Origin of the sequence: Phyllobacterium trifolii (assembly GCF_014192095.1) — a bacterium.
GTDB classification, from domain to species: Bacteria; Pseudomonadota; Alphaproteobacteria; order Rhizobiales; family Rhizobiaceae; genus Phyllobacterium; species Phyllobacterium trifolii.
Genome location: NZ_JACHXN010000003.1, coordinates 135,123 through 147,000, shown reverse-complemented (window position 1 = coordinate 147,000; position 11,878 = coordinate 135,123). Strand labels below are relative to the sequence as shown.

Sequence of the window (11,878 nt, the reverse complement as noted above, 5' to 3'; positions counted from 1 at the left end):
CGCAGCCCGACAACAAGCAAAGGGCAACACCAACGGCAAAGCCCGGATAAGGCCCGTGCCAATGCTGTTTTTTTGCACCAAATTTCTTGCTATCAGATCGTAGAAACGCCAAACACATATCTCTCTTTAACAAGGTCAATCCGAAATGACTATGGGACTATGGATTAAATGAAGTTAACAACAGATGACTTCACGGAGAATTCCGAGCCGTTCGCGCTTTTCGATGAATGGTTGGCGGAGGCAGGTAACACCGAGCCCAATGACCCCAATGCTGTAGCGCTGGCAACAGTGGACAATGAAGGATTGCCAGATGTTCGCATGGTACTCCTCAAGGGATTCGATAGCCAAGGCTTTGTTTTCTATACAAATTTCGATAGTCAGAAGGGCCAGGAAATCTTGGGGTCCATGAAAGCGGCAATGTGCTTTCACTGGAAATCGCTCCGCCGTCAAGTCCGCATCCGCGGTCCGGTCGAGATCGTCAGCAGAGAAGAGGCCGATGCCTACTATGCAACGCGCCCCCGCGGAAGCCGTATCGGCGCCTGGGCATCAAAACAATCTCGCCCCCTCGAAAGCCGGTTTGCGCTCGAAAAGGCCGTCGCCGAATACACCGCTCGTTACGCTATCGGTGAAATTCCGCGACCGGACTATTGGTCAGGGTTTCGTATTCGGCCAACGTCCATCGAGTTCTGGCATGACCGGCCGTTTCGCTTGCATGACCGGGTGGTCTTCAGCCGTCTTATGCCGGAAGGCGACTGGGGCAAGACAAGGCTCTATCCTTAGCCTTTCTTTCGCGTGAGAAAGGCCATCAACGCGCCTCGCGCCTCCTCGGACTGGAGGCGCTCGGCGAAAAATTTTGCCTCCAGTTTGATACGCTCGACGACGTCCTCCCGCGGCATCCGCAGAAGATCGCGTGAAATCTGCATGGCTTCCGGCGGCTTGGCCGCAATCTCGGTCGCCACATTCAAGACAGTGCTTTCCAGTTCCTCAGTGTCAACAAGTTTGTAGACCAGCCCCGCCTCTTTGGCCTCAACCGCGTGCAATCCTTCGCCCATGGCCAGGAAAGCAAAAGCCCTTTGGTGGCCCATCAACGCCGGACCCAGCAAACTGGATCCCGCTTCTGGTACCAGTCCGAGATCGACAAAGGGTGTCTTGAAATAGGATTGCGGCGTAGCGAACGTCAGATCGCAATGGAAATGAATCGTGGTGCCGACGCCAATCGCAAGGCCGTCCACGCCTGCGAGAAGCGGCTTCTTAGCGTTGACCAGCGCAATCAGAAAATCAATAACTTCGCTGCCCATATTGCCGGTGGTGGCAAAGGCCATGAAGTCCTGCAGGTCATTGCCGGACGAAAAGGCTCCTGGCACGCCAAAGAACACGTGTGCGCCAATCGAGGCGTCGGCATCGCCCTCGACGATCGCCTTGGTCATCGTCGTATACATTGCGCGGGTAAGTGCGTTCTTCTTGTCCGGCCGGTTCATGCGGATAATCTGGACAGCGCCATGGCGCTCGATTTGAATATGGTCTGACATGGATTTCCTCATGAAGCGAGGGCAGAACGCCCGTCGAGTAGACTGGCCGCACCATGAATGACGCGGTCTTTTAGGGTGCTGGTTTCAAATAGTAGGTTTTCAGCAAAGAATCGCGCCAACGCCGTCCGTCCAGCATGCTCGCTGCCCAGTGCGCCTTTTGCGAGGTAAGTCGCTCCAGCGGCGAGACCGAAAAGCCGCAGATAAGGTGTCGCTCCGGCGAAAGCCGCGCTGATCTCACCGTTGGCCAGCGCCTGCTGCAGCCAAAGGCTTGCCGCCTCCAGATCATCCAGACCCGCCAGCAGACGTTGCCCTGTCTGTCCGAAATCTACACTGTTCGATGCCGCTACGGCCTCTACTACGGCGCGGAGTTCAGCGATATAGGTTCTGATATGCTCACCCTCGCCCAACTGCAATTTACGCTGGACGAGATCAATGGCCTGGATGCCGTTGGTGCCTTCGTAGATGGGTGCAATGCGTGCATCCCGCAGGAACTGTGCAGCGCCAGTCTCTTCAATATAACCCATGCCGCCATGGACCTGGATGCCGATCGACGCCACATCGACGCCTATATCGGTGGAAAATGCCTTGGCGACCGGCGTCAACAAATTTGCACGGTCTGCCCAGTGCCGGGCATCGTCTTCCGATGCTGTTTTTGCCATGTCGATCGCGTGGGCGCAGGCATAAGCAATGGACCGTGCAGCCCCCGTTAAACCCTTCATCGTCAACAGGTTACGCTGCACATCTGGGTGTTCGATGATCGGGCTCATACCCTCGCCCGTCCAGCCCGGCGCGCGCATCTGACGGCGTTCTTGCGCATAGCCCAATGCCTTCTGGTAGGCGGCCTCCGCCACGGCGACACCCTGAATGCCGACTGCGAGGCGCGCATTGTTCATCATGGTAAACATGCAGGCAAGCCCCCGATTTTCCTCGCCGATAAGCCAGCCAATGGCGCCTGGTTCCTTATCCTTGGCGAAACCATCGCCGTAGATCATCGTGCAAGTGGGAGAGCCGTAAATGCCCATCTTGTGCTCCATGCCACCACAAAAGACGTCATTGCGTGGGCCAAGCGACCCGTCCTCGTTGATCAGAAACTTTGGCACGAGAAACAATGAAATACCTTTGGTGCCAGCCGGCGCATCGGGCAGGCGTGCCAGAACCATATGAATGATATTTTCTGTGAGGTCGTGCTCGCCGTAAGTGATGAATATCTTCGTGCCGAAAATGCGATAGGTACCATCATCGACACGTTCGGCTCTGGTGCGCAGGGCGCCAACGTCGGAACCAGCCTGCGGCTCGGTGAGGTTCATCGTTCCCATCCACTCGCCGGATATGAGCTTTGGCAAATAGGTGCGCTTCAACTCGTCGGTAGCATGCGCTTCAAGCGCTTCGATGGCGCCGAGTGTCAATGTAGGTCCTATGCCGAAGGCCATCGACCCGGAATTCCACATTTCAAATGTCGCGATGGCGAGCATCATTGGCAAGCCCTGCCCGCCAAACTCATGCTTGCCGGTCAAGGCGTTCCAGCCGCCCGCAATCCATTCCCCGTAAACGTCTTTCCAACCCGGCGGCATGGTAACTTCTGCATCTTTGAGCGGAGTACCATGCTTGTCACCAATCTCAAGCAGCGGTGCCACACGGGTAGATGCAAATTTGCCCGCTTCTTCAAGAATGGCGTCTACCAGATCATCCGAAAGATCACCGAAACGCCCTTGCGCGATGACTTCGTCGAGTCCGGCGATTGTCTTCAGAGTATGGGCGATTTCATCGACGGGCGCGCGGTACATCGATCATGTCTCCTCATCAGGTGATGCTCGTTGCGGACCGCACATTGCAACTTCGCGCGGGCTCGAGGCAAGCTTATTTTTACGTAAACGTAAGATATTGCGATAGTGACTTCGAAATCCCGTTCCGGATGGCCATTCAGTGCGCAATTAACGGTGGCTAACTGTTTATTAACCGCGATGCGGTGACCATCATTCGGTACTATCAGATTGAGAGACTTGTTCGCGAGGTGCGAGGGAACCACCATTTGACAATCCGCGTACGTGCTTTTGCCATGTTCGTTGCCGCCCTCATGTCTGGCGGCCTCGTCCATGCGGAGTCGGAGTTCCGCTCGCCTTGGGCAAACAAAGAACGCGCGATCATACTCGACGGGTACGAACACAACTCTTTCAACCTTATGGAAATCGCCAAGGACCCGCGCGTTGCCGCCTTCATCCACAAAGGCTCCGATGGCATGCCGGCCAACTACCATTGCAACCGTATCGTCGATACGATGCAACAGGAATTGTGCAAGCGCATATGGCGCAATTATTCCGTGTCACGCGAGCTATACCAGACGCGCCGCCAGCTCGCCAAAGCACTCGGGCTCAAATGGGGAGCCTATCATCTCGGCCGTCCCGGCAATCCGATCGAGCAAGCCAATCATTTCGTCGATTACACCGATCCGGCTGACGATGAGTTGATGGCGATCGACATCGAAGACAACGACCCTGACAAGTTCATGTCATTGCAGGATGCACAGATTTTTGCCGAACATATCAAGTTCCGCACCGGACGTTATCCGGTTCTGTACACGAACGGCATAACCGCGCGATATATCGCTGATCATCGGCTCGAGTTGCCCATCCTGTCACGCTTGCCGCTTTGGTACGCGCGTTATCAATCGGACATCGCTCCGCATTTTCCCAAGGGCAACTGGCAGGATTATGCGCTTTGGCAGTTCACATCGCAGAACAATTGCACCGAGCGCCGCTGCCCCTATCGCCCGCCCGGGACCAGCCGGGACATCGACGTCAACATCGCCGATATGACGGTGACCGAACTGAAAAGGACGTGGCCCTTCGGTGGTCTGGTCGACGCTATCCCGCCGGATAATCTGCCAACGCCTCGTGACAAGCCAGCATATCAACAACCCGTACTGGTCGCTTCGACCGAACCTTTGCTCCCTCCAGCCAAGGGGGCGGTAGACAGCACAATAACGGCTTCGGTGGCGGAGCAGCCTTCGGGCCGACTAAGGGCCAGGACCCTCACTGTCGACGCGCTGTCTCTCGCACTCAGCCAATCGGTCTCGCGTCAGCTCGATCACTTCTATGAGACCATCCCCTTCGGGATCACGACCGCATGTTTGAAGAAAACCAACATGGCAGCAGATGCGCCCGATCGGATCCGTTACCCCGCCTTGACGCCTTTCCTATAGCGCCTTTTCACGTTCGATGGCGCGCCAGCCAATATCATGGCGGTAAAAACCCTCCGGCCAATCGATCTTCGCAATTGCGGCATAGGCTGCCTTCTGCGCTTCCTGAACCGTCTTGCCGCTTGCCGTGACGTTTAGAACCCGGCCGCCATTGGCGATCAATTCACCATTCCTGTCCGCAGTTCCCGCGTGGAAAATCTCGACGTTTTCATCATCGCCGGCGGCGTCAACGCCTCTGATTACGCTGCCTTTTTCCGGTGCCGCCGGGTAGCCTTTGGCGGCCATGACCACGGTCAGCGCCGGATCGTCATTCCAGCGAACGGACATCTGATCGAGCGCGCCGTCAGCCGCGGCCTTCAGCAGCAGCAACAGATCATCCTTCAGGCGCAACATCAGCACCTGTGTCTCCGGATCGCCAAACCGCGTGTTGTATTCAATCAGTTTCGGTCCGGCGCTGGTGATCATCAGGCCAGCAAACAATACACCGCTGAAGGGCGCGCCGATCTCGGCCATACCGCGCATCGTCGGTTCGATCAGATCACGCATGGTGAGGTCGATGATCGCCTGCGTCATCACCGGGGCTGGCGAATAGGCCCCCATGCCGCCAGTGTTGGCACCTGTATCCCCATCGCCGACACGCTTGTGGTCCTGGGCGGTGCCGAAGGGGAGCGCTGTCTTGCCATCGCACAGGCAAAAGAAACTGGCCTCTTCGCCCTCGAGATATTCCTCCACGACGACTTCGGCACCAGCTCCGCCGAATGCACCTTCGAAGCAGGCATCCACAGCATCGAGCGCTTCCTGAAGTTCGAACGCGACGACCACGCCCTTGCCCGCCGCGAGCCCGTCGGCTTTGACCACGATCGGCACGCCTTCCTGCCGGATATAGGCCTTGGCTGCATCAGCCTGAGTGAAACGCTGATACCTGCCGGTAGGAATATCGAACTGGGCGCAAAGGTCCTTGGTGAAGCCTTTCGAACCTTCGAGACGTGCGGCAGCCTTTGAAGGACCGAATACCGAAATCCCGGCGGCGCGAAGATCGTCGGCGATACCGGCGACCAAAGGGGCCTCCGGGCCCACGACAACGAAATCGATCGACCTTTTCTGGCAGAAGGCAATAATGGCATCGTGGTCTGCCGGATCGAGTGCAACGCATTCCGCAACGCTTGCAATGCCTGGATTACCGGGCGCGCAATAGAGCTTCGACAACACCGGCGAGGCGGCGATCTTCCAGGCCAAGGCGTGTTCGCGGCCACCCGAACCTATCAGCAAGACGTTCATCGAATTTGAGCTCCGCTTTGAAAACTGTCGTCTCGGTATGGTGTGATGCTCTCAGGGTCAAGCGCGCACCATGGATTTGCCCTGAAAAACTGCCTAAACCGCTTGACTGTATTGCCCAGCGCTGCAAGGTCAAAGCATGACTTCAGAAAAAGACATCATCCAGTCTACCCAGGCCCGCGGCAGGGTTTTCGATGCACCGTCAGGTCATTGGGTCTACCGGACATTGCCGAACTGGCTTTGGCCCTATGCGCAGCTGGCACGTTGGGACCGGCCAATCGGTTGGTGGCTCCTGCTATGGCCGTGCTGGTGGGCGACGGCCCTCGCGGCAGCTGCGGGTGCAAAGGTCGGCGCTCCGCTCTGGTCGGTGCTGCCTTCACCCTATCATTTGGTGCTCTTTCTGATTGGCGCTATCGCCATGCGGGGTGCAGGGTGCACCTATAATGACCTCGCCGACGAAGATATCGACAACAAGGTTGCACGAACGCGTTCGCGGCCGCTTCCGTCGGGTCAGGTGACCCGCAGACAGGCCAAGATTTTTCTCGTTCTTCAGGCGTTTGTGGGGTTGGCAGTCGTGGTGCAGTTCAACCTGTTCACGGTAGTCCTTGCCATCGGATCATTGGTTATCGTCGCGATCTATCCTTTCATGAAACGAATAACCAACTGGCCACAACTTGTTCTGGGACTTGCCTTTTCCTGGGGGGCGCTTGTGGGATGGTCCGCGCACTTTGGTTCGCTCGACTGGCCAGCTGTCCTGCTTTATGCCGGATCGATCCTTTGGGTCATCGGCTATGACACGATCTACGCCCACCAGGACAAGGAAGATGACGCGCTGGTTGGCGTGCATTCAACCGCCAGACTGTTCGGTAGCCGCACGCGAGAAGCGCTGATCGTGCTTTATGGCGGCGCATTGGCCCTCTTTCTTGGAGCCTTTGCCGTGGCGGAGGTTCCGATGCCCGCGGTTGCCGGACTGCTGGCTGCGGGCGCGCATATGTATCGCCAGATCATGACACTCGACATCGATAATCCGAACGAATGCCTGAGGCTGTTCAAGTCGAATACCGTGGTTGGCTGGCTGATCTTTCTCGGCCTCGTGTTCGGTGGGTTGTGGACGGTGGTGAAACCGCTGTTCTGAGCTTCATTATGATTTCAAAGACCCGGGTGTGCTTCCCCCTTGCCACGCCCGCTTTTGCGTCTGGCCATTGTTTGCATTGTGGGAAGACGGGCGGTCGTCGAAGCGCGTCTTGGTAGATAAGTAGTGCGATCCGAAGACCGCCCGCTAACGTTTTCCCCCTGCCGACCAGCTTCTGCTTGTTCCGCGGGGCGAGTGGATGAACGCCTGGAGTCCGGGCCCATCGTCGCCGTCGGTGCAGTGTCCGCACGATTGGCGTTGGCGTCAACAACAGAGGCAATATCTGCCTAAAATGCGCAGGCTGACCTCCGAAGACGAACAGGTCGGCCAGCGCTTGGGTCCGTTGCCCGCCTGCTGACACGCCGTCCTTCCCCACTTTCGAACGGCTCCGGAAGCAGCTCCCCATGGAAAGGACGGGGATAGAATAACCGAGGTTTGGAGGTGTTGGATAAATGGCCACGATTATTTCGTCCGAGGCTGCTGATTTGCCGATGGCAATGCTGCTGTGCGTGGTTCGACAAGCTCACCATGAGGGAATTGGGTGGGCTGCACGATAACCGGCCACGTCGCGACAGGCATCAACGTTGCTGTTTCTGGCTCCCTGCAATCAACCCACCTCCCTCATGGTGAGCTTGTCGAACCACGCACAGCAGCACTGCCATCCGGCATCAGCACCGACAGCAAAGTATCTCTTACCCTCCCCCTTGTGGGGGCCGAAGGCGGGCGAGACCAGTGGCTCGCCCCGGAAGAGGCTGCGCAACAGGGAGGGGTATTTTAAATTTATACCCAAACTTATCCCCACCTAGGCGCTTTTCAGTCGGTTACTTCCCGCCCTGAGCGATGATCTCCTCGCCACCAATCACGAGCCGCAGGCCAAGATCACCCATCTTGCGACGGGCAAGAAAGCGCGGACGACGACGGCGCGGCTCGCGGCCCTGACGGCGCTCTTTTGGCGCTGCAACAGCAACCGGCCCGATGCTCTGTTCCAGCTGCCGTGCGACACCGTCTTCCTCGACCAGCATCATCGGCAGTTTGAACAGGGCCGACCAGGCACGCCAATCCGCAGCGATATCGTTGAGATCATGCGCAACCAGCAACGGCACAGAGAGATGCGGGTCCGTGTGCATAAGTTCCAGAGTTACCGTGATATCCCCAATGTCGTCTTCGGCTGCGCGCGCTGTGACGCCAAGAAAGGCGCAGGCGGGTAAGGCGAGCGAAACGGGCAGATGACTTGCCGGCAGCAGCCGCTTCACCACCGCGCCGCGTTCGTGCAGCGTGAAAGTGATATCGTCACGGTCGTCGCGCGTGGCGTAGGTGACCGTCTGTGGCAGATGGAATGGGTCAAGCCGGAATTCCCGACCTGCCCAAACCGGCTTGGCTCCGGTTTTCTTCATGTGACGCCTTCTGTCAATCCTGAGAGCCGGTTTTCCGGTCTTCCCTGTATTTCCCTGTAGTGCGGACCATTTTCCGGTCTCGTTAGGGCAACAATAGGCGCCAACTCTCCCAATCCCGCTTAACGAACGGGGTTAACTCTTTCTGATTAGGTGGAATGGTTATCGAAACCCAACCAGCACCAAGGTTTTGGTAACAGCCGTGAACAATTGGTTTGCACGAAGATCGTGCGTGGTTCGACGGGGCTCACCATGAGGGAGATGGATTGATTGCAGGGAGCCACATTCTGCAATGGTAGTGATTATCCCTACAGGCCACCAAGTCCCCTCATGGTGAGCCCCGTCGAACCACGCACAATAGACATGCAAGCTCGCTGCAGTCCTAAATGACTTTTCCGGGGTTCATGATACCCGCCGGATCGAAGGATTTCTTGATCCGGCGCATGAGATCGAGCGCTACCGGGGATTTCGTCTCGGCAAGCTCCTTGCGCTTCAACTGGCCAATGCCGTGCTCTGCGGAGATCGAACCTCCATAGGCACGGACGATATCGTGGACGCGCTTGTTGACTTCGACCCACCGATCGAGAAACGCCTGCTTGTCGGCGCCTACCGGCTGGGAAATATTATAGTGCAAGTTGCCATCACCCATGTGGCCGAAGGAAACGATGCGTGCGCCCGGGATGAGATCGAGAACGGCGGCGTCAGCCTCGGCGATGAAGTCAGGAATACGAGCAACCGGAACGGAAATATCATGCTTGATTGAGCCGCCTTCCGGCTTTTGGGCGTCGGACATAGCCTCCCGCATGTGCCAGAATGATTTCTCCTGCGCCGTACTTTCCGCAATCGTTGCGTCTTCGACGAGACCGGCTTCGAACGCCTCGGTCAAAATGGTTTCGATGGTCTCGCGAGCGTCCTCAACCGAACGCGACGAGGAAATATCGATCAGCACATACCAGTTGTGCGGCTGTTGCAGCGGGTCGCGCACGCCATCGGTATGGGCGACTGAAAACTCCACGCCGATACGTGGCATCAGTTCGAAGCCAGTCAAGGACGACCCCGCATGGGTCTGTGCGAGGCTCAAAAGCTTCAATGCATCACCCGGACTGGCAAGGCCTGCATAGGCGACGCCCTTGCCCTTCGGCAGCGGAAAAAGCTTCATGACCGCGGCGGTGATCACGCCGAGTGTACCTTCCGCGCCGATAAAAAGATCTTTCAGATCATAGCCGGTATTGTCTTTCTTGACGGTTCGAAGATCGTTCAGGATTTCGCCCGTGGGAAGCACAACCTCCACCCCAAGACAGAGTTCGCGCGTGTTTCCGTAGGCCAGTACAGCGGTTCCACCAGCATTGGACGAGAGATTGCCGCCAATCTGGCACGAGCCCTCCGAGCCGAGTGATAGGGGAAATAAGCGGCCAGCCTGTTCGGCCGCTTCCTGCAACTTTTGCAAGACGACGCCGGCCTCGATGATGGCAAGGTTGCCCGATGTGTCGATGGAACGAATTGCGTTTAACCGGGATAGCGACAGGATGATCTGGTTGCCGCTTTCATCAGGTACCTGCCCCCCCACAAGGCCCGTATTGCCGCCTTGGGGAATAATGGCCGTGCCGGTTTCAGTTGCCAGTTTGAGAATGGCCGAAACTTCTTCAACCTGCGCCGGACGTAACACCAACGATGTCTTGCCACCGAACTTGTCGCGTGGCTCCACGAGATAAGGTTCAACGTCCTGTTTATCGCGCAGCGCATATTTCTCACCGACAATCGCCGTAAAGCGTTCGATCAATTCCAGTGTCAGGGTCATTTTATCTGTTCCATCTCGTCAGTCGAAAGCGAGCGGGGCGCGGCAGCACGCACGAGCCGGTCATTGATGGCTTCGCCCAGTCCGTTAAAGGGAATAGGCTCAACAGCGATCACCGTGCCGCCGAGGCTGTCTAGGCGTTTCATGAAGTCGAAAAGGTTGGCAGCGGCCTCGCGCAAATTACCGGTCTCGCTGAGGTTGAGGCTGGCCGAAGCAAGTTCCACGTCCATGGCACGCACCGGACCGAAAGCAAGCAGGCACTCCCCTTCCCGCACCTCATGCACATTGAGCCGGACGCTCGCCGACGGCGCATAATGCGACGTCATCATGCCCGGCGCCTGAATGGCGGCACGCTGATCCAGGCGTTCCAGCTTGCGGCCGATAACGGCCTCTATGTCTTCGGCAGCAAGCCCGCCCGGACGCAACAACAAAACTGCATCCCCGTGCACTTTGACGATCGTCGATTCCAGTCCGACTTCCGATGGCCCGGCATCGAGGATGAGCGCAATCTTTTGACCAAGATCGTCGGCGACGGCTTCAGCACTCGTGCCGCTGATCTTTCCGGACGTATTGGCGCTCGGAGCCGCGAGGGGCCCATCGAGTTTCGCGATGATCTTTCCGGCAATCCCGCGCGGCATCCGCAGGGCTATGGTGTCCAATCCAGCCGTCACGAGGGGATGAATTCCGGCATCCTGTTTCAGGGGAAGGACCAGCGTAAGCGGACCGGGCCAGAACGCATCGATCAAGCTCCGCGATAGAGGATCGATCAGGGCGTAGCGTTCCGCCATGGCGATATCGGAGACATGACAAATCAGAGGGTTGAAATGCGGCCTGCCCTTCGCTTCGAAAATTCTGGCCACCGCATCGCCATTGGTGGCATCGGCCGCGAGCCCATAAACGGTTTCGGTAGGAATAGCGACGAGCTTGCCTTCGGCAAGCGTGGAGGCTGCCGTCTCGATTGCTGGTTCGTCTGCCGCAAGGATGAGTGCCAAAGCTGTCTCCGATCGCGAGCATTGCCTACACGATGGAGAACACTTGCTGCAAGTATATGCTGATGAACACGCCGAATGACATCATGCATAAAATTGAATCCATCCTGAACAAGGCTTGGCAATAAATCGCTGTTAACAGTCGGCCAAGAAAAGAACAGGGACGGGTTTGCCATGCTTCGCCAAATCATTGCCGCAACGACCATTGCGCTATTCTCGGTATCCGCCCAAGCTGGCTCGATCGACGAAGTCAGCGGGTCGGCCAAGCCAAATTCCGTCTCATATGTCGGCTATGACAGCTTCGATGCAAACGGCAATCCGATCTGCTCGCCTTGCCTGGCGCAAAAGGCAAAAGAGGCAGCCAAGCTGAAAGCTTATGCTGAACGGCGCGAACGGTCGCGCCAGTATATGGCGCGTCTGCAGGGCAATGGTACACAATCCGACTCGATGATGGCCGCCAATGCAGCGCCGCTTGTGCAACCCGGCCAGCCCGCTCCAGCAAAGGTAATCGCCGATGTTGGCGAAACACCGCTGCGCGCCGGCGTGCAATAGACGGGCGCTAACAGCAGCG

At 57.5% G+C, this 11,878-nt stretch carries 10 protein-coding genes; 4 read left to right on the top strand and 6 right to left on the bottom strand.

Annotation, left to right across the window (positions count from 1 at the left end):
* Nucleotides 1–168: 168 nt before the first annotated feature.
* Nucleotides 169–780 carry a pyridoxamine 5'-phosphate oxidase gene (gene pdxH / locus FHS21_RS05700; RefSeq protein ID WP_112527291.1) on the top strand — a complete coding sequence of 204 codons (612 nt, stop codon included), beginning with the start codon at nucleotides 169–171 and terminating at the stop codon, nucleotides 778–780.
* On the opposite strand, the gene FHS21_RS05695 is transcribed toward pdxH, so the two are convergent.
* Nucleotides 777–1,529, bottom strand: coding sequence for a crotonase/enoyl-CoA hydratase family protein (locus FHS21_RS05695; RefSeq protein WP_112527289.1), 753 nt, complete (start codon nucleotides 1,527–1,529; stop codon nucleotides 777–779). The two genes, pdxH and FHS21_RS05695, sit on opposite strands and share 4 nt — an antisense overlap.
* An 8-nt stretch (nucleotides 1,530–1,537) precedes the next feature.
* Nucleotides 1,538–3,313, bottom strand: a complete 1,776-nt coding sequence (locus FHS21_RS05690) for an acyl-CoA dehydrogenase family protein (protein ID WP_183661195.1) — start codon at nucleotides 3,311–3,313, stop codon at nucleotides 1,538–1,540.
* Nucleotides 3,314–3,558: 245 nt separating this feature from the next.
* On the opposite strand from FHS21_RS05690, the gene FHS21_RS05685 reads away from it, so the two are divergent.
* Nucleotides 3,559–4,728 (top strand): glycoside hydrolase family 25 protein, encoded by a 1,170-nt coding sequence (locus tag FHS21_RS05685; RefSeq protein ID WP_246410846.1) that lies wholly within the window; start codon nucleotides 3,559–3,561, stop codon nucleotides 4,726–4,728.
* Here FHS21_RS05685 and purD read toward each other — a convergent pair.
* A complete protein-coding gene (purD, locus tag FHS21_RS05680; RefSeq protein ID WP_112551550.1) occupies nucleotides 4,723–6,003 on the bottom strand; it encodes a phosphoribosylamine--glycine ligase in 1,281 nt (426 codons plus the stop codon). The two genes, FHS21_RS05685 and purD, sit on opposite strands and share 6 nt — an antisense overlap.
* Nucleotides 6,004–6,139: 136 nt before the next feature.
* On the opposite strand from purD, the gene ubiA reads away from it, so the two are divergent.
* Nucleotides 6,140–7,135, top strand: coding sequence for a 4-hydroxybenzoate octaprenyltransferase (ubiA, locus tag FHS21_RS05675; RefSeq protein WP_112527283.1), 996 nt, complete (start codon nucleotides 6,140–6,142; stop codon nucleotides 7,133–7,135).
* Between the two features lie 818 nt (nucleotides 7,136–7,953).
* On the opposite strand, the gene FHS21_RS05670 is transcribed toward ubiA, so the two are convergent.
* The 3 genes from FHS21_RS05670 to FHS21_RS05660 all read right to left on the bottom strand — a co-directional run bounded on the left by FHS21_RS05670 (nucleotide 7,954) and on the right by FHS21_RS05660 (nucleotide 11,310).
* Nucleotides 7,954–8,526 carry a DUF6101 family protein gene (locus tag FHS21_RS05670; protein WP_112525782.1) on the bottom strand — a complete coding sequence of 191 codons (573 nt, stop codon included), beginning with the start codon at nucleotides 8,524–8,526 and terminating at the stop codon, nucleotides 7,954–7,956.
* A gap of 379 nt (nucleotides 8,527–8,905) precedes the next feature.
* Nucleotides 8,906–10,321 (bottom strand): FAD-binding oxidoreductase, encoded by a 1,416-nt coding sequence (locus FHS21_RS05665; protein WP_183661192.1) that lies wholly within the window; start codon nucleotides 10,319–10,321, stop codon nucleotides 8,906–8,908.
* Complete coding sequence (locus FHS21_RS05660; RefSeq protein ID WP_112525786.1) at nucleotides 10,318–11,310, bottom strand: L-threonylcarbamoyladenylate synthase; 993 nt, start codon at nucleotides 11,308–11,310, stop codon at nucleotides 10,318–10,320. Before FHS21_RS05660 ends, FHS21_RS05665 begins: the two co-directional genes overlap by 4 nt.
* A gap of 171 nt (nucleotides 11,311–11,481) precedes the next feature.
* Between FHS21_RS05660 and FHS21_RS05655 the strand changes: the two genes are divergently transcribed.
* Nucleotides 11,482–11,859: a hypothetical protein gene (locus tag FHS21_RS05655; RefSeq protein ID WP_112525788.1), complete on the top strand. Its 378-nt coding sequence runs from the start codon at nucleotides 11,482–11,484 to the stop codon at nucleotides 11,857–11,859.
* The last annotated feature ends 19 nt before the right edge of the window (nucleotides 11,860–11,878 follow it).

What these genes read in the sequence shown, in the direction of transcription:
- FHS21_RS05655 (WP_112525788.1), top strand. Translation starts at nt 11,482, where the DNA reads ATGCTTCGCCAAATCATTGCCGCAACGACCATTGCGCTATTCTCGGTA.
- FHS21_RS05670 (WP_112525782.1), bottom strand. Translation starts at nt 8,526, where the DNA reads ATGAAGAAAACCGGAGCCAAGCCGGTTTGGGCAGGTCGGGAATTCCGG.
- FHS21_RS05665 (WP_183661192.1), bottom strand. Translation starts at nt 10,321, where the DNA reads ATGACCCTGACACTGGAATTGATCGAACGCTTTACGGCGATTGTCGGT.
- pdxH (WP_112527291.1), top strand. Translation starts at nt 169, where the DNA reads ATGAAGTTAACAACAGATGACTTCACGGAGAATTCCGAGCCGTTCGCG.
- ubiA (WP_112527283.1), top strand. Translation starts at nt 6,140, where the DNA reads ATGACTTCAGAAAAAGACATCATCCAGTCTACCCAGGCCCGCGGCAGG.
- purD (WP_112551550.1), bottom strand. Translation starts at nt 6,003, where the DNA reads ATGAACGTCTTGCTGATAGGTTCGGGTGGCCGCGAACACGCCTTGGCC.
- FHS21_RS05695 (WP_112527289.1), bottom strand. Translation starts at nt 1,529, where the DNA reads ATGTCAGACCATATTCAAATCGAGCGCCATGGCGCTGTCCAGATTATC.
- FHS21_RS05690 (WP_183661195.1), bottom strand. Translation starts at nt 3,313, where the DNA reads ATGTACCGCGCGCCCGTCGATGAAATCGCCCATACTCTGAAGACAATC.